This window comes from Listeria monocytogenes (assembly GCF_900187225.1).
Lineage (GTDB): Bacteria > Bacillota > Bacilli > Lactobacillales > Listeriaceae > Listeria > Listeria monocytogenes.
Map to the genome: position 1 here is coordinate 2,391,235 of NZ_LT906436.1, position 22,786 is coordinate 2,414,020.

A 22,786-nucleotide genomic window follows, 5' to 3' on the forward strand; every position below is an offset into this window, starting at 1 on the left:
CCAAACTACCTCATTTACTATTTTACTTTTTTAATAACAAAATACGCACAACCAAAATTGCAGTATTCATAAATATATTCTTTTAACGTGCTAATTTTGTTGTCGTATGCGGCTTTGCGGTTATCGTCTTCGAAAAAGCCTTTCAGCCGAAGTTGATCGTAACCCCAGTCGCCCACTATATAATCATATCGTCCAAGAATATCGCTAAACCGTTCATTTAACTTCTCCTCGTCAAAAGCATCGCGATAATTGGTGATAATCTCGTAGTTTAAATCTTGAATCGTAATCGTCACTTGTCTTCCTCCTGTCCGTACATTTTTTTGAGTTTCCATTTTAAAATATCTCGGAGTAGTTCCGGTGTATATACTTCTTTTCGTTTAATTTGTTTTACAATCGGGAAAAATGGCGCGAACACAAACGTATCATGCGTCGCAATCCGGTATTCCCGCGTTTTATCAATTGGTTTATTATCAAAAAGTGCCACTTGATTTTCCGCATCAAAACCAGCTCGATCCATCAAAACAGTCCCAAAATACTCGCCACGGAAACCAAAACCTCGAAGCGGAATATCTTGCAGTTCTGCTTTCTTTCGGTAGATTCCGTCAATAAGTATTTCAAGCTCCTCACCAGACATCGTTAAAGCAATCGCGTTGAGCGGATGCGGTAACATTTGGTGGATATCAAAATCCGTCACGATTCCCGCTTCAAAGTCTGTCATAAAAATTCCAGCGTTCATCACAAACGTTTCTGCCCCAGTCCATTCACAAACCGCTTCATTCAAAATGTGCGCAATTTCCGAGTCATCAAACCAATTATGCGCTAACTTTCCAGGAATCGCAACTACTTTTTCAGAGAGTTCTGCGCGCCCTTTATCGAAGAAACCTTGAATTTCATTCGCTTCATTTGGAGCAGCCGGTAAATCCTCTGTTTTAAAAGTCATGGCGGTTTTAGTCAGTATCTGATTATTTTCATCTAACTCTATATCCACTTTCCCGATATATTCACCCCATCTACCTGCTGCAGCAAGTAATGCATTCCCTTCTATTTTCCCCGTTTCAAGTAAATGGTGCGTGTGTCCGCCCAAAATTACATCTACTTCAGGAATTTCGAGTGCAATGCGTTCATCGCTTGGTAAACCTAGATGGCTGAGCAAAATAACTACATCCGTATCTTCATCTAAGCCAGCAACTTGCTTTTTAATCGAGCTAATTGGTTCTTCTATTCCCCAGCCCATTTCTTCGTAGTAATCCCGAAACGGCGCCGTCGCACCAATAATAGCTATTTTCACTTGCTCTATTTCTTTATAAACAATTGATTTCACCCAGTCCGGCTGCTCCGTGCACTCTTTATTCGTGTAAAAATTACAGCACACTACTGGGAAGACCGCATGTTCATATAATTTGTCCAGATCTTCATGAGCCAAAGTCGTTCCTTCATTATTGCCAAAAGTCACCGCATCATACGGCAGTTGGTTAAGTAAGTCCGTATTCGCAAGCCCGTTCGTTCCTTCAGTAAGCGGATGGACCCGGTCCAAAAAATCACCAATATCAAAAAAGAGCGCCGACTGATTTTCTTTATCTGCAGCCGTTCTTTTCTCTTTTAAGAAATTAAAAATGCGTGGCCAATGTTCCAAGTGACTATGAACATCATTTGTATGCCATAAAGTTAAATGTTTCATCAATCCATCTCACTCCCTACTTATAACTATTGTAGCGTAAAACAGTGTTTTTTACACGCGCTAGGACTGGATGAATTGTTCCCTTTTCATTTTATGTTATGATAGGATATATTGTTTTAAAAGGGAAGTGATTTTTTTGGATATTACGCAAACAGTCGAAATTCTTTTAATCTCTGTTTTTGCAGGGGTTGTAGGCTCTTTGCTTGGGCTTGGTGGTGGAATTATCGTGACGCCTGCCTTGACACTTATTTTCGGAATTGATATTCAATATGCGATTGGTGCAAGTATTATTTCCGTTATCGCTACAAGTAGTGGCTCCGCAATTGCTTATATCAAAGACGGCATTACGAACCTTCGTGTCGGGATGTTTCTCGAAATTGCCACAACAATTGGTGCAATCACCGGGGCTTTCGTCAGCGGACTGCTCTCGGCCACGGCACTCTACATCATCTTCGGACTTTTACTTCTTTATTCTGCTTTCAACATGATTAAAAAGGTCGGTACAGAATTTCCTACCAATGTGAAACCAGACCCACTCGCAACCAAACTAAACTTACATGATTCATATTACGATAAATCTTTACGGCAGACAGTTGATTATCAAGTGGCAAACGTCCCTGCTGGTTTTGGTGTGATGTACGGCGCCGGAATCGCTAGTGGCTTACTTGGAATCGGTAGTGGCGCATTTAAAGTAATGGCACTCGATGTCTTTATGAAAATGCCGCTTAAAGTAAGTAGCGCAACGAGTAATTTAATGATGGGCGTAACCGCGGCGGCCAGTGCAACCGTGTATCTTTTTCAAGGTGACATCCAGCCCGCTATTGCGGCTCCGGTTGCGATTGGCGTACTTGTCGGCGCAACACTTGGAACACGCATCATGCAACGTTTAAAAAGCAAAGTTATTCGGATTATTTTTATTCCCGTCATTTTATATGTTGCCTTCCAAATGATTTTAGAAGGATTGGGGTGGATTTAAATGGCAGAGAAAAAAGAAGAAATGTACCGGGTCGAGCTAATTGTCAGCGCACTGTTACGAATCGGTGTTGTCCTCAGTGCAATCATTATCGTTTTCGGACTTGTTATGCTATTTATCACCGGCGAAAGTGGCTACCCAGGGGAAACTTACCCGACATCACTTACGGCGATTTTCAGCGGGCTAGGAACGCTTAAACCCTACGCGATTATGATGTTTGGCCTCTTTTGCTTAATTTTAACGCCAGTTCTTCGTGTCGTTGTATCATTATTTACTTTTTTGAAGGAAAAAGATTATTTGTACGTTGGGATAACTGGGATTGTATTAATTATTTTAGTTATTAGCTTTTTAATTGGAATAAAAGCATAAAAAAGATGGCGCTAGCGATGCGCCATCTTTTTTTATTCCGAAAATAAATCCATTTGCATCGGAGCCAAGCCTTGAAACTCGACTTGGAGTGCCTTTTGTAAATGTTTCGCATTATCAGCCGCATCCCCGCCGCTGTTATTATTAAAAATCACGACAACTTCTTTGGACAACTTTTGCAAATGTTCCACGTATTTAGCCCATTCGTTAATTTCCTCTTCATTGTAACGGTAAAGCGTGCGAACCTCGCGCCACTCGGGACTGTTAGCTTTCATCCAGCCATACTGATTTCGACCGTGAAGCCTTACTAATGTCATATCACTATTCGTCTCGCGAAGCACAATCGGCACACTGCCCGCCCCGACTTGCGGCTCATCGACAACTGTATGAATAAAGCCTAATTCGCGCAACAAATCCAGCGTCTTTTCGGTATTTTGCTCGTTATACCAAGAATTATGACGAAACTCAACCGCCACTGGCAAATCGCCCATTTTCGACGCAATATATTTTAAATAAGTCACGTTTTCTTTCGTACAATTAAAATACGGCGGAAATTGAAATAAAATTGCCTGTAGTTTCCCCGTTTCACTTATCGGTGCAATCATATCCATATAAGCCGTATACATCGCATTTTCACTATCAAAATACTGCGACCATTCCTTATGTTTCGTCATCGCCGAAAAGGCCTTAATCACAAACCGAAAATCATCCGGAGTTTGCGCCGCCCAGTTTGCCGTTGTTCGCGGAGAAGGAATCGCATAAAAACTCGTATCAACCTCCACCACAGGAAAATGTGCCGCATAATCAGCCAATGTTAATTTTTTTGTTTGTAATAAAGAATCATGATCACTCCACCCAGTTAACCCGATTGTTACCATCAACTGCCACCCTCTCTATCGTTATGATTTATGTTTATTATAACGCAAAAAGGAGGGAGAAGCCTTTAATTTGGTCCTCGCTTTTACTTCGAAACAAAACAAAAACTTCAACTGTCTAGCAGTTGAAGTCTTTATCATATATTACCACTCGCGCTCTCTAAGTAGTTCTTCAATATCGATATCTATCTTATAATGAGCTAAAATCGGGATGATTGTTTCAGCAATCGAATCCCTTGCTCCTGTTTCTAATTCGCTCTCATTTTCATAAAACTCATCTTGCAACGCATTAATTGCTAATGTCATTTCATCAAATTTAGCTTGAATCGCTTCTGTATCATGATTCCCTTGTTCTAAAAATTGAACCGTATCGAACATATATTGCTTTAATTTATCCACTAGAAACGTTGGAAAGAATGAATCTTGATACATTCCCTCTAAGTATTTAATTTCTGCCATAATTATCAGTCCTTTGCTAAGTTGTTGAGAATATTGTATCATTTTTTTTATGAAAAATCATGACCAATTTGTTGTCTACTTTTATTTGTTAAATAAGTTCAATAGTAAAATCGAAATATTGCTCTAAAAAATGATTTTTTGTCTATCTACTTTTTTAATAATCCTATAGGGCATCTAATTAGCAATCTCTTATCACCATATATTGAAAACAAACTAATAACATGGGTTCTCAATTAATAAAGGACTTTTTTGTATGCCCTATAAATAGATTATTCTAATAGATATTTTTATAAAAGTACAATAAATTGATGATATATTATAAAATACGTAAAGGTACCTTTACATATATTCATACATCGTATATAATAAATGTAAAGGTACCTTTACTTGAGGTGATATAATGTGGTTGTTACAAATATAGTTAAAATTATAAGAGAAAAGAAAGGTATTACTCAAAATGAATTAGCTCATTCATTAGATGTTTCACGCCAAACAATTCATGCCATTGAAAAGGGTAAATACAATCCTAGCTTAGAACTTAGTTTAAAAATAGCTAAATTTTTCGATTTACCTGTTGAAGAAATTTTTAACTTGGAAGGAGAATAAAAATGAGAAAATATTCTGTCAAAAAATTTAGCATTGTATTTATTTCAATGATTGCTGCTATTCTATTATTTTCTATTATAAGTGAAGAATCTTTTGTAGTCACTCCTCTGAACTTATTTACTGCTGTTTTAATAGCAGCCTCTGCTTACATAATTACCGGTCTTTTTACTCCTAAAGAAAAGTTAATTGGGGAAATGAAAGAAGAAAAAAGAAACGCTGATGAAAGATACATATTTAATAAAGGAAAAATTTCTTATTTCTTCTTATTATTTTTAGCTATTTTAACCCCATTTTTGTTAGCTTTTTTAAAATATAGAAACATATCCTCTGTTTCTATAAAAAGCTTAGCAATAATATTTGTTTGTATCTTTTGCTTATATATAGTTGTTTTACAATTCTATAAAAAGAAAAAATGAATATTACTTTCTTTTTATACGCTCACCTCTTATCTCTAAAAAAACCGGCTATAAAAATATTTTTTATAGCCGGTTTTTTTATTTTCTCACAGTACTATAAGAAGTTGTTATTTTTCCTGGTTTACCATTTTTCGTATATAAATATTCATTAATTACTTTGTACTTGTCTTCTTTTTTCGTAGAATATTTATAAATCGTTTGACGCATATAGTTATATTTTTTGAGTAAGCTCGCCCCGCCTCCGACAATACTAGATGCAGCTGCTGCAATTGTACTCTTAGCAACTCGTCCAAGTGCTCCTCCTGCTGCTAAAAATGCTAGGCTATAAATATTATTTGCAGCTGCTAAGCTTACAGTTTGTTTTGTTACAAACTTATACTTTGATCCTCCACTTTCTGTTTGATTAGCGAATAATCTTTTTGGACCATTGTTTTCTACACTCTGATTTACAAATAAATCAGGATTTTCTTTATCAACTGAAACAGTTTGTTCTAGAGTATTCCCTTCTTTTCCGTCTTCTCTATTCACACTTGCATGCGCTGACACAGATGTGGATAAAGGAGTGAGGCAAATAAAAATAGTTACAAAACATATTACGATTTTAAAAAATATTCCTTCTTTTAATTTCATATTTCCATCTCCTTTTTTGTGAATATATTAACAATATTACAATGATTCAAATTTTTAGTCAATTATTTTTTCTGATTTATTTGTATTTTTGAGCTAATAAGTCTTCTATTTAGAAAAACAAAAAAAGACGAACTAATAAGTTCGTCTCTCGCTTTATTTAACCAATCGAGCCTTCCATTTCAAACTTAATCAAACGGTTCATCTCAACGGCATATTCCATTGGTAATTCTTTCGTAAATGGTTCAATGAAGCCCATAACGATCATTTCTGTCGCTTCTTCTTCGCTTAAACCACGGCTCATTAGATAGAAAAGTTGTTCCTCGGATACTTTGGAAACCTTAGCTTCGTGCTCTAATGAGATGTTGCTGTTCAGGATTTCGTTGTACGGGATTGTGTCCGATGTGGAAAGGTTATCCATAATTAGCGTATCACATTCGATATTCGAACGTGCGCCATCAGCATTACGGCCAAAATGAACAATTCCGCGGTATGTTACGTTTCCGCCTTGTTTCGAAATCGACTTCGATACAATCGTAGAGGACGTATTAGGCGCATAGTGCATCATTTTTGCTCCTGCGTCTTGACGTTGCCCTTTACCAGCAATCGCGATAGAAAGCGTCGTTCCGCGTGCTCCTTCGCCTCGTAAATGTACTGCTGGGTATTTCATTGTTAATTTCGAACCAATGTTACCATCAATCCATTCCATAGTCGCATTTTCTTCACAGAAAGTACGTTTCGTTACTAGGTTATAAACGTTATTTGCCCAGTTTTGGATAGTTGTGTAACGGCAGTAAGCACCTGGTTTTACAATGATTTCTACGACAGCTGAGTGAAGGGAATTCGTTGTATAAACGGGAGCCGTACAGCCTTCCACGTAGTTTACGCTGGCATTTTCGTCCACGATAATTAGTGTCCGTTCAAATTGCCCCATGTTTTCCGAGTTAATGCGGAAATAGGCTTGAAGTGGCGTATCTACTTTGATACCTGGTGGTACGTAGATGAATGAACCACCTGACCAAACAGCCGAGTTTAGCGCAGCGAATTTGTTGTCGCTTGGTGGAATTACTTTTGCGAAATATTCTTTGAAAATAGCTTCGTTTTCTTTTAACGCGGAATCTGTATCTTTGAAGACAATCCCTAAATCTTCTAGGTCTTGCTTCATATTGTGATAAACTACTTCGGATTCATACTGTGCAGATGCACCAGCCAAATATTTTTGTTCGGCTTCAGGAATACCTAATTTATCAAAAGTACGTTTAATTTCTTCAGGAACTTCATCCCAAGAGCGTACTGTTTGTTCAGACGGTTTCACGTAGTAAGTGATGTCTTCAAACTTTAGTTCGGACAGATCGCCACCCCAAGTCGGCATTGGCATTTTATAAAATTGTTCCAAAGACTTCAAACGGAATTCAAGCATCCATTCTGGTTCTTCTTTAATATTCGAAATTTCTCTTACTACTTTTTCTGTTAATCCGCGTTCTGTACGGAACACAGAGGTATCTTTGTCATGGAATCCATATTGGTATTCGCCAATTTCTGGAATTTCAGTCATGTCGTATCCTCCTTTTCGCTACTTATTTTGTTCCTTCTTTTTCAAAAATCGCTCTCTCCATTGCTTTCCATGAAAGAGTCGCACATTTGATTCTTGCTGGGAATTTCGCAACTCCAGCAAGCGCCTCAACGTCGCCGTATTCATCAATTGTTTCATGGTCGTGACCTTGCACCATTTCTGAAAATTCGCGGGACATTTTTAGTGCTTCTTTCTCGGTTTTACCGATAATGCTTTGCGTCATCATTGAAGCAGAGGCCATCGAAATCGAACAGCCGCTACCAGTGAATTTTGCCGCAACGATTTTATCACCGTCCATTTTTAAATGAAGATGAATTTGATCACCGCATGTTGGGTTGTTGAGGTCAATTGTTACATCGCTATCTGGGAGCTCTCCATTATTGCGCGGATTTTTATAGTGATCCATAATGACTTGTCTATAAAGCTGATCTAATTTCCGGCTTGTCATAATCCAAAATACTCCTTTGTTAACTTGAGGCCATCTATAAGCGCATCAATTTCTTCTTTTGTATTATAAATATAAAAGCTTGCGCGAGCTGTGGAAGAAACGTCCAGCCATTTCATCAACGGTTGTGCACAGTGATGACCAGCTCGAATCGCCACCCCATCTTCGTCCAAAATAGTCGCAATATCATGTGGGTGTGCGCCTTCTAAATTAAAAGTCACTAAACCACAACGTTTACTTGCATCTTTCGGCCCGTAAATGGTAATGCCTTCGATTTTGCTCATTTCTTCCATCGCGTAGCTGGCTAATGCTTGTTCATGTGCGTGAATGTTTTCGAGTCCGACTTCTGCCAAGTAATCAATCGCCGCACCTAGCGCAATTGCTCCGCCAATAATCGGTGTTCCGGCTTCAAATTTCCACGGCAGTTCTTTCCAAGTCGAATCGTATAATTCAACAAAATCAATCATTTCTCCGCCAAATTCGGTAGGTTCCATCGCATCAAGCAATTCACGTTTGCCATACAAGGCGCCAATGCCAGTAGGAGCCATCATTTTGTGCCCTGAAAAAGCATAAAAGTCAGCATCTAAATCTACTACATCGACTTCCATATGAGGCACAGCTTGCGCACCGTCAACGAGAATGACTGCTCCAAATTGATGAGCAATTGCTGCGATTTCTTTAATTGGCGTGATTGTCCCTAGAACATTAGAAACATGTGCTAGCGCAACGATTTTCGTTTTCTCGCCAATCGTTTTTTTCGCTTGTTCCACTGAAATCGTGCCATCTTCTTCTAGTTCGATATATTTTAAAACCGCGCCTTTGCGTTTAGCTAGTTGTTGCCATGGAATCAAATTAGAATGATGCTCTAAATAAGAAATAACTATCTCATCGCCAGCTTCAATATTTGCTTCCGCGTAACTATCTACAACTAAATTAATCGCTGAAGTAGTGCCTCTTGTGAAAATAATTTCTGCTACTTCACGCGCATGAATAAACTTGGCTACTTTACCTCGAGCTGATTCATAAGCATCCGTCGCTCTTGCTGCAAGTGTATGCACACCACGGTGAACATTAGCATTATCAAACTCATAGTAATGTGTTAAAGCTTCAATAACTTGTTTCGGCTTTTGTGAAGTGGCAGCATTATCTAAATAAGCTAGCGGTTTTTCATTTATTTCTTGATCTAAAATTGGAAAATCCGCCCGAATTTTTTGGATATCAATCATTTAACGCACTTTCCCTTCGATTACTTCACGAAGCATCGTTTTTACGCTTTCGATTGGTAACTGACGAACAACAGGATCTAAGAAGCCATGAATAACTAATCTTTCTGCTTCTTTTTGAGAAATCCCGCGACTCATCAAATAGAATAATTGCAACGGATCAACACGACCAACAGAAGCCGCATGTCCTGCAACTACGTCATTTTCATCGATTAATAAAATTGGGTTCGCATCACCGCGCGCTTCTGGGCTAAGCATGAGTACACGTGATTCTTGTTGTGCATCAGACTTAGAAGCGCCATGTTTAATGTGGCCAATTCCGTTAAAAATAGTTGTCGCTCTTTCTTTCATAACCCCATGAGATAAAATCGTACCATTAGAAGCTTTACCGTAATGCGTCACGCGCGTTGTCACGTTTTGCGTTTGCTTACCGCGTCCAACAGTCACCGTTTTCACATCAGCAGAAGAGCCGTCTCCCATTAGGTTTGTTACGTTCTCATTGATAGTATCGCCATCATTCATCAGGCCAAGCGCCCATTCAATTTGGCTGTCAGTTCCAATGTGTCCACGACGGTTCACATATGTCGTAACATCACTTGCTAGATTGTCTACACCACCAAAAGTAATCCGCGCATTTTTCTCAGCGATGACTTCTTCGACAATGCTAACAATCCCTTTAGGCTCGTTATTAACAGTGACATAGTTTTCCACATAAGTGACTGCGCTATTATCATCCGCTACAAGCAACACGTGATTAACTAGTGGAGATTCTGCTTTATCCTGTACAAATACAGCTTGAATTGGTGATTTCACCTCGACATTTTTAGGAACGTAGAGGAAAATCCCACCATTCACTAGTGCCGCATGAAAAGCAGTCAGTTTATGTTCGTTCACTTGTACTGCGTTTTTCATGAAGTATTTTTTCACAAGTTCAGGATGGTTTTTCACAGCTGAAATAATATCTGTAAAAATAACGCCTTGGTCGACTAGTTCTTGCTGCAACTGAAGTCTCGCAGGTCTTTCATCCATTTGAACGTAAAAATTGGCTTCTTTATTATCTAAATCAACTAAATTCGCTACTTTTTCCGGTAAAGTTTCATTTGTTACGCCTTCTTTAAAAGGTATAAATGTCTCAAACTTCGTGAAATTCCAGCGAGTAATTTTTGTTTTATCCACAAAAGGCAAGTCCAGTTCCCCGTAAGCTTTAAAAGCATTGCGACGGATATCTAAAAACCAATCCGGTTCATTCGCATTACTTGAAAAAGCGTGGATAAAATCATCTTTAATCGTCATATTTTGTGCCATGATTTTAACCTCACTTCCTTATTGTTGGTCTACTGCTTCTTCTTCCTCAAGTTCGATACCAAGCTCTTGTTTAATCCAGTCATAACCTTCAGCTTCTAAACGTTTCGCAAGTTCAGGCCCGCCTTCTTTTACTACTTTACCTTGCATCATTACGTGCACAAAATCTGGTGTGATGTAGTTCAGTAAACGTTGGTAATGGGTAATGATTAAGCAACCGAAACCTTCGCCGCGCATTTCATTTACACCTTTAGAGACAACTTTAAGCGCATCGATATCAAGACCGGAGTCAATTTCATCTAAAATCGCTAATTTTGGCTCGATCATTAATAGTTGCAGAATTTCATTGCGTTTTTTCTCTCCGCCTGAAAATCCTTCATTTAAATAACGTTCCGCCATTTCTTCGTCCATATCTAAAATATCCATTTTCGCATCTAGTTTGCGGATGAATTGCATTACTGGGATTTCGTCGCCTTCTTCACGGCGGCTGTTGATGGCTGCACGAATGAATTCAGCGTTTGTAACACCACTAATTTCACTTGGATATTGCATCGCTAAGAAAAGACCAGCACGAGCGCGTTCGTCTACTTCCATTTCGAGTACATCTTCCCCATCAAGTGTGATTGTTCCTTGTGTTACTTCATATTTTGGATGCCCCATAATAGCTGAGGACAACGTAGATTTACCTGTTCCGTTTGGTCCCATGATAGCATGAATTTCGCCAGTTGAAATTTCCAGGTTAACACCCTTCAAAATTTCTTTTCCTTCTATTTCAACATGTAAATCTTGAATCTTTAAAGTTGCCATAAAAAAGTCCTCCCTAGTGTAAAATTTGCATAATCCTAGTTTAGTATAATTCTAATCTGATTACAACTATAAAAACCAGTATTCTTCGCATTCTCCCCTTCATTCTACTATTAATAAAGGTTTTTTACCAGTTTTCTAGCATTATCACTGTTTCTATTTTATTTGAGAATCCATCACTAAAAAAATACAACGTGTCATACCAATAAATCAAAGAGATTTATCATCATAAAAAAGGGATTGTATATCTCATTTATATATGGTATTGTTGTAACGTAACAAAATTGCAACATAATAACTTTTTTGTAATAAACGATTAATTATTGAAGGAGAATTTAAAATATGAAGAAAGCAATAATGGCTGCGACCATCTTTGTATTGCTTTTAGCCACGTTATCCGGGTGTAGCTCCCCTAAATCTGACTTCACTGCTGCCTTGCAAAAAACAGCTGAAAACCGACAATATACAACAAATGTGACATTCCAAGTAAATAACCTCTCAGATAGTTACATAAAAAAACTTGGTCCTGAAATCGACTTAAATCAACTTAAAAAATCGAATATCCAATATAAAATTTCTGTTGATAGTGATTCCTCCTCTTCCTACAGCGCATCTTCTATTCACTGGAAAGGAAAGAAACCACTTGATTTAACAATACATGCACTTCAAAACAGCGATGACGGAAAAGCTTATATTCCTGTATCTGATTTCTACGACGCTTCTGATAGCATCTCCAGTTTATTACCGGATTCAGCAGCTAGAATTTTCAATCAGGTACTGGATCAAAACAAAGACTTAGAATCGAAGTATTTAAATCTATTCGAAACAATTCAAAATTTTTCCAATCAAACAATTGATACAGAAACTGTAGACCGCCAAGCAAAAGTATTGAAAAAAATTGAAGAAACTGCTGGCATTGCGATTTATAGTTATCTAAACGACTTAGATGACCAACACTTCACTTCAAAAGATAATGGTGACATCATCCTAAAATTATCTAAAAATGAGATTAGCGATTTAGTTAATGCCGTTCTCACAAAACTTGATGATAACGGAAGTGTTGTAGCACTTATTGGAGAAATTGATGGTAGCACTCAAAAAGCAGCAAAGAAAAAATGGAACAATGCTCAAAAAAGTATCCAATCATCCTTAAAAGCCCTAACAAAAAACAAAGCACAAACATTAGATTTCAAATTAATATTAACTCCTGACAGCAAAAAAGGATTTAGTAAAGCGATTATCACTACTAATTTTGAAGATACCAAAACAAAAGACTTAATGGACTTCACAACAACGATTGATATGCTAGACTACGAAAAAGTCCCTCCAATGCCAGAAGGAAAAGAAATTGTATCCAAAAAAGAACTGGATAAAGCCATTTCTGATGGACTGAAATTATATTTAAGTAGCGCTCAATAAAAAAATCCTTTTACCAAATCGGTAAAAGGATTTTTTCTATTTTATTTATCAACTGGGACAACAGCGCCATCCCATTCTTTCGTAATGTAATCTTGAATTTCTTTCGAGTGTAGTACTTTTACTAGCTCTGTAATGTTTTTATCGTCTTTTTTCTTCTCTGTCGTTACAACGATATTTGCATAAGGAGAGTCTTTGCTTTCGATTGCAATAGCGTCTTTAGAAGGGTTTAAGCCTTGGTCTACAACAAAGTTAGAGTTAATTGCTACAACGTCGCCTTCTTCGTTATTGTAGGCAGTCATCAAGTAAGCTGGGTCAAAATCGTATTTGAATTTCAAATTTTTCGGATTGTCTTTAATATCATCAAATGTTGCATCTTGTGGTTTCACGCCATCTTTCAGCGTTAATAATCCGTTATCTACAAAGATACCAATGACACGCGGCCAGTCAGATTTCGAGTTAGAAAGTAATACTTGCGCACCGTCTTTTAGATCTTTAATATCTTTTACTTTTTTAGAATAGATACCCATTGGTTCGATGTGAATTGCGCCAACATCAGCAAATTTGTAGCCTTTTTCTTTTTCTTCTAATTCAAGATATGGTTTATGTTGGAAGTAGTTAGCATCTAAGTCGCCTTCTTCTAGCGCTTTGTTAGGCATAACATAGTCTGTATATTTAACGATTTTCAAGTCAATCCCTTTATCTTTCAAGATTGGTTTTGCTTGTTCTAAGATTTGGGCATGTGGTGTATTGGATGCACCCACTACTAACTGTTTATCATCTTTACTAGATGAAGCTTTATCTGAGGAACCGCCGCAAGCTGTAAGTACTAAAACTAAACTTAATGTGAAAATTAAACCAAGAACCTTCTTCATGAAATTCTCTCCTTTTTTGCGGGGATTCCGCGTTTTTTTATATAAATTTCTTCATATACATTGGTTAGCGTTTGTCGGTTCGTTTTGTTAAAAAGTCGCCGATAAACTGGAAAATAAAGACGATAATTAAGATAATAATTGTCGCAAGTACCGTTACATCAGGTTGTCCACGTTGGAATCCTTCAAGATACGCAGTATTCCCAAGACCGCCTGCGCCAATGACACCAGCCATCGCTGTAAAACCAACAAGGGAAATTGCTGTCACTGTGATACCAGAAATAATCGCCGGAAGTGCTTCTGGGATGAGTACTTTACCAATAATCGTAAACATATTCGCCCCCATGGATTTTGCTGCTTCGATAACCCCTTTGTCCACTTCACGAAAGGCAATTTCTACCATCCGTCCATAGAACGGAGCAGCAGAGATAATTAAAGCTGGGAGTGCTGCTTTTGGTCCAATTACAGTTCCGACAAGTGATTTCGTCATCGGTAATAGTAGTACAATTAAAATAATAAAAGGAATTGAGCGGAACACGTTGACTAAAATGGCTGTAACCCAGTAAAGAATGCGCGCTCCAGCATGTTTTTTATTGTTAGTTAAAAATAGCAATAATCCTAACACAATCCCGAGTAAAAAGACTGCAAATAGTGAAACAAGTGTCATATATAGTGTTTCTTGTGTTGCGACCCACATCATTTGAAAATCAACATTTGGAAATAATTCTTGTAATTTGCTCATCGTTCTAACACTTCCGTTTCTACTTTAAGTTGACGTAGCTGTGTTAGACTCGCATTTATCGCATCTTCTGTACCTAAAACTTGTACATAAAGCGTTCCGTATGCGCCATTTTGTGTTTGTGTTAAGTTCCCGTGAAGGACATTCAGCATAACATCATTTTCTTTGGCTACTTGGGATATGACTGGCTGGGTTGCATTTTCGCTCATAAAGAGAAGTTTAACGATTTTTCCTTCTGCATAATTATCAAGTAATAGATGGATTAATTCTTCTGTTTCGTCAGAATCGGTAACTTGGCGAACGAAGCGCTGCGTTACTTTTTCTTGCGGGTGACGGAAAACATCTAAAACATCGCCGAGTTCAACAACTTTTCCGTTTTCCATTACAGCGACGCGATTACAAATTTTCCGAATAACATGCATTTCATGAGTGATAACAATGATAGTTAAATTGAGGCGTTTATTAATATCTAAGAGTAGTTCTAAAACTTCATCCGTTGTTTGTGGATCCAGTGCAGAAGTTGCTTCATCGCAAAGCAATACTTTTGGATTATTGGCCAGTGCTCTCGCGATACCGACACGCTGTTTTTGACCGCCGCTTAGCTCTGCTGGATAGGCGTTTTCTTTTCCTTCCAGACCAACCAATCGGATGAGTTCATTTACCCGAAAGCGTCTTTTTTCACCGCGCACACCTGCAATTTCTAATGGAAACGCGATATTTTCTGCCACAGTGCGGGACCATAATAAATTAAAATGTTGAAAAATCATCCCAATTTGCTGACGAGCTTTTCTGAGTTTACTGCCACGAATCTGGCTAATGAGTAGATTATCTACTTCAACCGTTCCAGTACTCGGTAGCTCCAGTCCATTAAACATCCGGATGAGCGTGCTTTTACCAGCTCCGGAATAACCTACAACTCCGAAAATCTCGCCTTGTTCAATTTCTAAATCGACATGATCGACTGCGAGAACTTTGTTGTTTCTGGACGTGTATTCTTTTACAACGTTTTGTAACGTAATCATCTCTATCACCTTTTCTACATTCTGATATACAAAAAAGCCTTTCTGCTGATGAGCAGAAAGGCAGCATTTTTTCAAATGGACTAACTTCCTTCTCATCTTTCAGAACAATTAGTTGTTCTGCATGACTTAGCACCTTAAACACATAATGAATTATTGTTTAGGTTGCTGGGCTTCATAGGGCATTTCCCTCCACCACTCTGGATAAGATTTCTACATATTATTAAATCACTTCATTTGTGACTATAGTGACGTTTCTTGTTTTTTCATATTACCTTTTCTAGTAGACTTTGTCAATAACTTTCTCACTTATATTAATTTATTTGTAAGTTATTTCACTAACGATACTATTATCTGTCTGTTCATTCTGACTAGCCATTTGAGAGGCTATTTTAATTTGGGCCCTATTTTGATATTTGAGTTCACTATTATTTATTTGAACTATGTACATAAATACCGCAATAACCGTAATACAAGCAACAACAATTAAAACAATATGTTTTTTCATTTTCCTCTCCTCCGTGATTTATATTCTACAGAAAGAACATAAATCACGCGGAAAGAAACTTTTAAGAATTGTTAAAGATTAAATTAGTGGCAGTTTGACGATAAAACTGGTTTGGCGTTTTTTACTTTCTGCAGTAACAATTCCGCCGTGTTTTTCAACAATAGATTTAGCAATCGCAAGGCCTAAGCCTGTTCCAGTCGTCGTCCGATTTTTATCTACTTTGTAAAAACGTTCGAACAAGTAAGGTAAATCGACATTAGGAATCTCTTCACCATAATTCGTCACGCGCACAACGGCCATATTGTCTTCTTTCTTAGCACTAACATCAATTTGTTTATTGCCTTCTCCATATCTAAGGGCGTTCGAAAATAAATTCTCAAACAAGCGCATGATTTGGTTGCCATCGCCGCCAATAATTAGTTTGTTCGCATCAAAATGTTCGACAATCTGCATATTTCGTTCTGCAGCTCGTCCGTCGTATTCGGCCACTAATTGTCGAAGCAACTCAACAATGTCTAACTCATCTTTCTTTAATTGGTAATCCACGCTATCGAGCCTTGTATAAGAAAACAAATCATCAATAAGTTTGTGCAAATGACGTGCTTTCCCGTACACAAGCTCGGTGTAATAACGCAGCTCAATTTCATCACGATAACGGTCTTCATGTATATAACTTAAATAGCCTAAAATGGATGTAAGTGGTGTCCGCAAATCATGCGAAACATTCGTAATCAAATCATTTCTGGCTTGCTGGGCCTGTTCTTCCTGCTGCATTAATTTTTTCTGCCGTTCCCGCATATTTTCGATGTTACGTTCCAGTTCTTGAATTTCCGGTACAAAACTTTCTGTATCAACTGGCTTCCCGTCGTTAAGCGCAAAATTAATCGTACGCAGTTGTTTTTTCAAAATTCTTTGGCGCATCAAACGATAGAAAAAAGCAAAGAATAGACAAGCTATTAAAAAGATAATCAGAAATTTTAGCGACATCATCCAAAAAGATTGCATGATTCGCGTATATTTATTCGTTCCAAATAATTGAACAATAGCCTGCGACACTTCCCGTAAAAACAAAGAATCATCCCGAATGGAAATGCTCCATAAATAAATAGTTTGGATGGTAATCAACGCCAAAACCCAAGAAACAGCTGCAAAAAAAGTCGCCTGCCAAACATTCATCACATGGCTAATTTTCGTAAACAACAGTTCCAGTTTAGATTTCAATTTTGTACCCTACTCCCCAAATAGTCTTAATCACATTTTCTCCACCCATAGCCTCGCGTAACTTATCACGCAAATTACTAATATGGACCATTACTGTCTTACTCGCTCCAAGGGCCTTTTCTTGCCAAATCTTCTCAAAAATATATTCTGAACTAAAAACGCGCCCTGGCTCACTCGCTAGTAAAAATAAAATATCAAATTCAGAAGTCGTCAAATGAAGTTCTTTGCCACCAACCGTTACAACATGAAGTCCGCGGTCAACAACTATCGGTCCAATAATTACTTTATCTTGGCTAACAGGCTCTGCTTGGCTCATTTGCTGCATTCTTCTTAGAATTGCTTTCACACGTACGGAAAGCTCTAATGGGTTGAATGGTTTGACCATATAATCGTCGGCACCTGTTAAAAGACCCATGATTTTGTCGTTGTCTTCAGCCTTGGCACTAAGCATTAGGATGGGAGTCAAAATCCCATTATCTCTCATTAATCGGCATACTTCTAAGCCGTTCATTTCAGGCATCATAATATCTAATATCACTAAAGTTGGCTGTTTTTCTTGAACTAAACGCCATACTTCCGCACCATCATAAGCTTGATAAATCGTATATCCTTCATTTTGTAAATATAATTTTACTAAATCAACAATTTCTTTGTCATCATCAGCAATTAAAATAGAAGTTGTCATACTCATTGTCCTTTCCAGTCTTATTTCTACCTATTGTAACACTTTAGCAACAAATCGAATAGAAAGAGCTCGGATTAAATTCTGGTAAGGACCCGTTCTTCTTCCGGCTCTAAGTGGATAAGAACTTCCGCTTTAGCATAAAAATTCATAATCTCTGCCTCAATTTCGTCACATAGCGAATGAGCACTTTCAATCGTCATCGAAGAAGATACGACTAAATGAAAATCAATATATTCTTCTGCGCCTGCCCGTCTCGAGCGAAAATCATGAAATTCAATAAATCTTGTTTTATGGGCCAAAATAATTTGCTTGATAGCCTCTTCTTCGTCCGCAGACAAGCGTTTGTCCATTAATGGAGGGAAAGACTCTTTTAACAATTTATAAGCCTCATACATGATATAAAACGCCGTTAGAATTGCGATGACAGGATCTAACCAAAGCCAGCCGGTTATGTATACAAGGAACAAACTAAGCGCAATCCCAAGCGATGTGAACACGTCTGTATATAAATGTAATGCATTGGATTTCATCGCAACTGAATTAGCTTCATCAGCCGCTTTTTTGATGATACGAGACACGATAATATTCACGATAGCTCCAAAAAGCATTACCATAATACCAAGCGCTGGAAAACGAATTTCGTGAGGATTTACAAGTTTATTAACTGATTCCACAATGATCCAAATCCCCGCTACAAATATAAGTAAAGTTTCAATGGTTCCCGCAATATTCTCTGCTTTTCCATGTCCATATGGATGGTCTTCATCGGCCGGTTGATTAGAAATCCGAATTGAGAAGAAAGTTATGATTGACGCAAATAAGTCCATGGACGAGTGAATCCCTTCCGAAATCACTGCCACGGAACCTGTAAAAAAGCCGACAATCAATTTAAGTACAACAATAACAAAATTACTACAAACAGATAAAATAGTAAGATTAGAATGGTTCATAGAAAAAGCCTCCGATATTTTATGTTTCACTAAAAATCTCTCTTTATAAAACACTAATTTAACAACTCGAATTATCTTACCATAAGCAGCTGAATTGTGTCTATAGCAACGTTTTTAGTTAAATGCAGTTCTATATCGGGAGCGAAACTTTTTTGTACCAGGGCAAATTTTAACACAGAAAAAATCCCTGTATCACTCACTATACAGGAATTCAAAAATGGCCGTTGCATCATGTAATTGATAGCTTAAATCGGCCGGTTGACCGTTCTTAAATTTAACTAGAGCCGGTACTGATGTGATTTCAAGACTTTGCGCAATATCAGGTACATAATTCAAATTTACTTTTGCAACTTCCGTCTGAATCCCGTCTGCTTCTATAACCACGTCCACAAGGCGGCTTGCTATTTGGCAGCTACCACACATTGGAGTAAAAAAGAAAACAACGAAGTCCTCACCTTTTTTTTGCGCCGTCCGCAAACTTTCTTTTTCCCAAATTTCCAGGAAAAACGCCTCCTATCAAAAAAGACCAGCTTCGGTTATCCCAAGCCGGCCTCCTAAAAATTAATCTAATACTTTTTCGTAATCGTCACTTGATAAAAGAGCCTTTACATCCGCTTCTTCTACTTCTTCAAGTTTTAAAATCCAGCCTGTATCGTATGGATTGCTATTAATTAATTCTGGTTCATCTTCTAATGTTTCGTTAACAGCAACTACTTTACCAGTTACTGGTGCGTAAAAATCAGATACTGTTTTTACAGATTCAATGCTACCGATGGAGTCACCTTTTGTTACAGTGTCGCCAACCTCTGGCAATTCAACAAATACGATATCCCCTAATTGATCTTGAGCAAAGTCCGTAATTCCAATAACATAACTACCATCGTCTGCTTTCACCCATTCGTGTTCTTCTGTGTACAATAAGTCTTTTGGTAAACTCATTTTCAAAACTCCTCCTTTTTCGTGCAATTATCTATATTGACTATTTCCAAGTTGCTTCAAATTCTTCTTCTTTGAAACCAAGCGTCACTTCTTTGCCATTCGTAGTTAGTGGGCGTTTGATTAGCATACCGTCTGATGCAAGTAACTTATAAGCTTCTTCCGGCGAAAGTGTATCTAATTTATCTTTCAGTCCAAGTTCGCGGTATTTAATACCACTTGTGTTAAAGAAACGGCGGACTGGAAGCCCACTAGCTTCATGCCACTGTTGTAACTCTTCGGCAGTTGGCGTTTCAGTTTTAATGTCTACTTCATTAAAATCAACATGCTCATTTTCAAGCCATGCTTTTGCTTTCTTACAGGTGCTACATTTTGGATACCAATAAAAATTAATCATTTTGCCTCTCCCTCCGATTGCATTCTACTACTATCATAGTGCATTTTTTCTGAAAGTACAAATGGCAACACTTAGAAAAAAACAGAGAATTTGAAAGCGCATTCATTTGTGGTTTTAAAAATACAAAAGCCGTTTTCGACTTCTGTATTTTCATTTTAAGATGCGTGATTTTCTTCTTTCACTTCAAACATCGATTTCTTAAAGTTAAACCTTATCCCGAGAACTAGCCCGACCGCCATCATGTTCCCGAGCAGGGCACTACCACCGTAACTAATAAACGGAAGCGGAATACCTGTAATTGGTAGTAAGCCGATATTCATCCCCACATTTTCTAGTACGTGGAACATTAACATCATTACAACCCCCGTACAAATGTAAGAGTAAAACGGTACGCCAACATCCAGCGCCACACGAATAATTTGATAAATTAATAAGAAATAAATTGCTAATAAAATACTAGCTCCAATAAAGCCATAATCTCCGGCTACAATCGTAAAAATAAAGTCATTGTGATTTTCTGGAATTGCAATGGCATCATATCCCGCGCCGTTCCCAGAAATCTGTCCTGAACCAATTGCCGTCATCGCTCGCAGCACTTGATAGCCTCCGCCTTGAGGATCATTTTCCGGATTGATCCACGTCGTAATCCGCTCAAATTGATACGGTTTAAAGCCAAGACTTGTCAGCCAATTTTGATGATAAATAACCATCCAAATAAGCGCCGTTCCAATTGCCGCGATCGAACCAAACAGCGGTACGATAATTTTCCAAGTAATTCCAGAAATAAGAATCATACCCGACATGATAGCGATAAATACAAGGGCAGTCCCTAAATCGGGTTGCAGCATAATAAGAATAAGCGGCATTAATGTAAATAAGCCAATCTTTAAAAGTAACCAAGCATCATAACTAAAACGGTGGATCTTATACGTTCGGTTATGATCCCAAATTACTTTTGCTAAAACGACAATTAAGATAACCTTAACAACTTCAGATGGCTGAATGTTCCCTAAGAACGGAATAACAATCCAGCTCTTTGCTCCTTTTACTTCTTTCCCAAAAAGCAATACAAATACGAGTAAAAATAGACCTAGTCCGTAAAAGTAATAAGCCCATTTCGTCAGACGATCATAATCTAGTTGCATCACGACAATAATTGCAAATGTCGACACTACAAACCACATGGCTTGTTTGACCACAAAGTTAGCATCATATTGATTATTTGTTAATTGCGCACTATAAATGGACACCAAACTGATTATCATGAGTAACATCATTGATAGGACAATCCCGTAATCAATGCGTCCAGCTAGTTTATTTTGTTGATTCATTATTTAATTACTCCTTACTGGTTGGTTTGTATAAACAAAACGAACGCTTTCTCCCAAACAGTTTAAAAAAGAAAATCAGAAACGATTTTCTTTCCCTAAGTTAACTTCTGGAGCATTGTATCTCGCCGATAACACGAGCCCAAGTGCCATAAATGCACCAAGAAGTGAGCTTCCCCCATAACTGACAAAAAGTAGCGGAATACCGGTAATTGGAAGAAGACCAATTGTCATACCGATATTTTCTAAAACATGGAACAAAATCATCGAGCAAACACCCGTACAAATATACGAATAAAAAGGAATATTAATATCTAATGCCACTCGAATTATTTGGTAAATCAGTAAAAAGTATAACATAATAAGTACACAGCCACCAATGAAACCAAAATTCCCACCAATAATGGAGAAAATAAAGTCATTATGGTTTTCCGGTATCGCAATGGCTTGATTACCGATTCCATTCCCTTGTAACTGCCCAGAACCAATCGCTTGCATCGACCGAAGTAGCTGCATTCCGTCGCCAAGCGGATCCTCTTCCGGCCTTAACCAAGAAGTAATCCGTTTAAATTGGTACGGTTTAAATCCAAGTTTTTGTAAGAACTCTTGATTATACATAACTAAGTAGATTAATGTCCCACCAATGAGCGCAATCGAACTAAAAACTGGTAATAAAATTTTCCAAGTAACACCGCTAATAAATACCATACCGATAATAATAGCAATAAATACTAGAATCGTCCCAAGGTCCGGTTGAAGTGCTACAAGACCAAGCGGAAGAATAGAAACAATACCTATTTTCAACAGTAACTGCATATCTAAGCTCACGGTATGTAATTTATATTTTTTATTATGGTCCCAAATGACTTTTGCAAGTGCTAAAATCAAAAAACTTTTCATTAATTCCGATGGTTGCAAGCTTCCAAGCGATCCGATACTAATCCAACTCTTGGATCCTTTTCGTTCGTCACCAACGATAAGTACGAGTACAAGCAATAAGTTTCCTATTCCATAAAGATAGTATGCCGCCCATTGCAGCTTATCATAGTCGAAAAAAAGTACAATAACAACAACGACCCCTGTAGAAATAACAATCCAAATAGACTGTTGCAATAAGAAATTATTTGTATATTGGTCGTTAACAAGCCCAGCGACATAAATCGCTACCAGACCAATAATACAAAGCAACATCATTAAAAATATAATCGAATAATCTATTCGAACTGCCTTTTTTCTATTTCTGGCCATTGTTTTCCGTCCTTTTGTGTTCGAATTTAAATGTAAAAAAGGCTGCTATTCTTAAAAAGAGCAACAGCCTTCATCTATTATAATAAAGTTTACCTTGGATAGGAAGCTTTTTCACCAAAT

27 protein-coding genes and 1 riboswitch are annotated in these 22,786 nt (G+C 37.7%); of the genes, 5 read left to right on the forward strand and 22 right to left on the reverse strand.

The features are described from left to right. Positions 1-17: 17 nt before the first annotated feature. Both CKV70_RS12145 and CKV70_RS12150 read right to left on the reverse strand, forming a co-directional pair. Positions 18-293 carry a YutD family protein gene (locus CKV70_RS12145; RefSeq protein WP_003722426.1) on the reverse strand — a complete coding sequence of 92 codons (276 nt, stop codon included), beginning with the start codon at positions 291-293 and terminating at the stop codon, positions 18-20. Next, a complete protein-coding gene (locus tag CKV70_RS12150; protein WP_072215843.1) occupies positions 290-1,681 on the reverse strand; it encodes a bifunctional metallophosphatase/5'-nucleotidase in 1,392 nt (463 codons plus the stop codon). Before CKV70_RS12150 ends, CKV70_RS12145 begins: the two co-directional genes overlap by 4 nt. 133 nt (positions 1,682-1,814) lie before the next feature. On the opposite strand from CKV70_RS12150, the gene CKV70_RS12155 reads away from it, so the two are divergent. Continuing rightward, on the forward strand, positions 1,815-2,654 hold the full coding sequence (locus CKV70_RS12155; RefSeq protein WP_003727947.1) for a sulfite exporter TauE/SafE family protein: 840 nt from the start codon (positions 1,815-1,817) through the stop codon (positions 2,652-2,654). After that, the gene (locus tag CKV70_RS12160; protein ID WP_003722429.1) at positions 2,655-3,020 is read left to right on the forward strand and encodes a DUF1634 domain-containing protein; all 366 of its coding nucleotides are present in this window, start codon (positions 2,655-2,657) and stop codon (positions 3,018-3,020) included. 32 nt (positions 3,021-3,052) lie between these two features. Here the strand turns inward: CKV70_RS12160 and CKV70_RS12165 are convergent, their stop codons facing one another. Both CKV70_RS12165 and CKV70_RS12170 read right to left on the reverse strand, forming a co-directional pair. Continuing rightward, positions 3,053-3,895 (reverse strand): DUF72 domain-containing protein, encoded by an 843-nt coding sequence (locus tag CKV70_RS12165; protein WP_003732461.1) that lies wholly within the window; start codon positions 3,893-3,895, stop codon positions 3,053-3,055. Between the two features lie 141 nt (positions 3,896-4,036). After that, the gene (locus CKV70_RS12170; protein ID WP_009931839.1) at positions 4,037-4,351 is read right to left on the reverse strand and encodes a DUF5713 family protein; all 315 of its coding nucleotides are present in this window, start codon (positions 4,349-4,351) and stop codon (positions 4,037-4,039) included. Between the two features lie 402 nt (positions 4,352-4,753). Here CKV70_RS12170 and CKV70_RS12175 point away from each other — a divergent pair, with 402 nt between their 5' ends. Together CKV70_RS12175 and CKV70_RS12180 are read left to right on the forward strand one after the other, a co-directional pair. Continuing rightward, on the forward strand, positions 4,754-4,957 hold the full coding sequence (locus CKV70_RS12175) for a helix-turn-helix transcriptional regulator (RefSeq protein ID WP_009915104.1): 204 nt from the start codon (positions 4,754-4,756) through the stop codon (positions 4,955-4,957). 2 nt (positions 4,958-4,959) lie between these two features. Then, positions 4,960-5,373 (forward strand): hypothetical protein, encoded by a 414-nt coding sequence (locus CKV70_RS12180; protein WP_010989986.1) that lies wholly within the window; start codon positions 4,960-4,962, stop codon positions 5,371-5,373. 78 nt (positions 5,374-5,451) lie between these two features. Here the strand turns inward: CKV70_RS12180 and CKV70_RS12185 are convergent, their stop codons facing one another. From CKV70_RS12185 to sufC, 6 genes are all read right to left on the reverse strand, one after another. Beyond that, the gene (locus tag CKV70_RS12185; RefSeq protein ID WP_010989987.1) at positions 5,452-6,003 is read right to left on the reverse strand and encodes a hypothetical protein; all 552 of its coding nucleotides are present in this window, start codon (positions 6,001-6,003) and stop codon (positions 5,452-5,454) included. Positions 6,004-6,160: 157 nt separating this feature from the next. Beyond that, entirely contained in the window at positions 6,161-7,555 is a 1,395-nt protein-coding gene (gene sufB / locus CKV70_RS12190; RefSeq protein WP_014601121.1) for a Fe-S cluster assembly protein SufB, read from the reverse strand. A gap of 22 nt (positions 7,556-7,577) precedes the next feature. Continuing rightward, on the reverse strand, positions 7,578-8,021 hold the full coding sequence (sufU, locus tag CKV70_RS12195) for a Fe-S cluster assembly sulfur transfer protein SufU (protein ID WP_003722439.1): 444 nt from the start codon (positions 8,019-8,021) through the stop codon (positions 7,578-7,580). Continuing rightward, positions 8,018-9,244, reverse strand: a complete 1,227-nt coding sequence (locus tag CKV70_RS12200) for a cysteine desulfurase (RefSeq protein ID WP_014601122.1) — start codon at positions 9,242-9,244, stop codon at positions 8,018-8,020. The genes sufU and CKV70_RS12200 overlap by 4 nt, the downstream gene beginning before the upstream one ends. Continuing rightward, a complete protein-coding gene (sufD, locus tag CKV70_RS12205; protein WP_014601123.1) occupies positions 9,245-10,546 on the reverse strand; it encodes a Fe-S cluster assembly protein SufD in 1,302 nt (433 codons plus the stop codon). A gap of 18 nt (positions 10,547-10,564) precedes the next feature. Then, on the reverse strand, positions 10,565-11,350 hold the full coding sequence (gene sufC, locus CKV70_RS12210) for a Fe-S cluster assembly ATPase SufC (protein WP_003722442.1): 786 nt from the start codon (positions 11,348-11,350) through the stop codon (positions 10,565-10,567). A 339-nt stretch (positions 11,351-11,689) separates the two neighbouring features. Between sufC and CKV70_RS12215 the strand changes: the two genes are divergently transcribed. Then, positions 11,690-12,766, forward strand: a complete 1,077-nt coding sequence (locus tag CKV70_RS12215; RefSeq protein WP_003722444.1) for an Lmo2079 family surface lipoprotein — start codon at positions 11,690-11,692, stop codon at positions 12,764-12,766. 41 nt (positions 12,767-12,807) lie between these two features. On the opposite strand, the gene CKV70_RS12220 is transcribed toward CKV70_RS12215, so the two are convergent. The 12 genes from CKV70_RS12220 to rodA (CKV70_RS12275) form a co-directional block, all read right to left on the reverse strand. Next, a complete protein-coding gene (locus tag CKV70_RS12220; RefSeq protein ID WP_003732466.1) occupies positions 12,808-13,638 on the reverse strand; it encodes a MetQ/NlpA family ABC transporter substrate-binding protein in 831 nt (276 codons plus the stop codon). 64 nt (positions 13,639-13,702) lie between these two features. Continuing rightward, positions 13,703-14,377: a methionine ABC transporter permease gene (locus CKV70_RS12225; protein WP_003722446.1), complete on the reverse strand. Its 675-nt coding sequence runs from the start codon at positions 14,375-14,377 to the stop codon at positions 13,703-13,705. Further along, positions 14,374-15,396 (reverse strand): methionine ABC transporter ATP-binding protein, encoded by a 1,023-nt coding sequence (locus CKV70_RS12230; RefSeq protein ID WP_014601124.1) that lies wholly within the window; start codon positions 15,394-15,396, stop codon positions 14,374-14,376. Before CKV70_RS12230 ends, CKV70_RS12225 begins: the two co-directional genes overlap by 4 nt. Before the next feature lie 89 nt (positions 15,397-15,485). Next, positions 15,486-15,604: riboswitch (SAM riboswitch) on the reverse strand. 108 nt (positions 15,605-15,712) lie between these two features. Continuing rightward, a complete protein-coding gene (locus CKV70_RS12235; protein ID WP_003722448.1) occupies positions 15,713-15,901 on the reverse strand; it encodes a hypothetical protein in 189 nt (62 codons plus the stop codon). A 78-nt stretch (positions 15,902-15,979) separates the two neighbouring features. Then, on the reverse strand, positions 15,980-17,122 hold the full coding sequence (cesK, locus tag CKV70_RS12240) for a histidine kinase CesK (protein ID WP_003722449.1): 1,143 nt from the start codon (positions 17,120-17,122) through the stop codon (positions 15,980-15,982). Next, positions 17,112-17,807 carry a response regulator CesR gene (cesR, locus tag CKV70_RS12245; RefSeq protein ID WP_003722450.1) on the reverse strand — a complete coding sequence of 232 codons (696 nt, stop codon included), beginning with the start codon at positions 17,805-17,807 and terminating at the stop codon, positions 17,112-17,114. The genes cesK and cesR overlap by 11 nt, the downstream gene beginning before the upstream one ends. Positions 17,808-17,881: 74 nt before the next feature. After that, entirely contained in the window at positions 17,882-18,757 is an 876-nt protein-coding gene (locus CKV70_RS12250) for a cation diffusion facilitator family transporter (protein ID WP_003732468.1), read from the reverse strand. Positions 18,758-18,949: 192 nt separating this feature from the next. Beyond that, positions 18,950-19,234, reverse strand: a complete 285-nt coding sequence (locus tag CKV70_RS12255; RefSeq protein WP_003723326.1) for a thioredoxin family protein — start codon at positions 19,232-19,234, stop codon at positions 18,950-18,952. Positions 19,235-19,318: 84 nt separating this feature from the next. Beyond that, complete coding sequence (gene gcvH, locus CKV70_RS12260) at positions 19,319-19,696, reverse strand: glycine cleavage system protein GcvH (protein WP_003723327.1); 378 nt, start codon at positions 19,694-19,696, stop codon at positions 19,319-19,321. A gap of 40 nt (positions 19,697-19,736) precedes the next feature. Continuing rightward, positions 19,737-20,090, reverse strand: a complete 354-nt coding sequence (locus CKV70_RS12265) for an arsenate reductase family protein (RefSeq protein ID WP_003723328.1) — start codon at positions 20,088-20,090, stop codon at positions 19,737-19,739. 155 nt (positions 20,091-20,245) lie between these two features. Further along, positions 20,246-21,421, reverse strand: coding sequence for a rod shape-determining protein RodA (gene rodA / locus CKV70_RS12270; RefSeq protein ID WP_003723329.1), 1,176 nt, complete (start codon positions 21,419-21,421; stop codon positions 20,246-20,248). A gap of 75 nt (positions 21,422-21,496) precedes the next feature. Beyond that, positions 21,497-22,666: a rod shape-determining protein RodA gene (gene rodA, locus CKV70_RS12275; RefSeq protein WP_003723330.1), complete on the reverse strand. Its 1,170-nt coding sequence runs from the start codon at positions 22,664-22,666 to the stop codon at positions 21,497-21,499. Positions 22,667-22,786 lie beyond the last annotated feature (120 nt).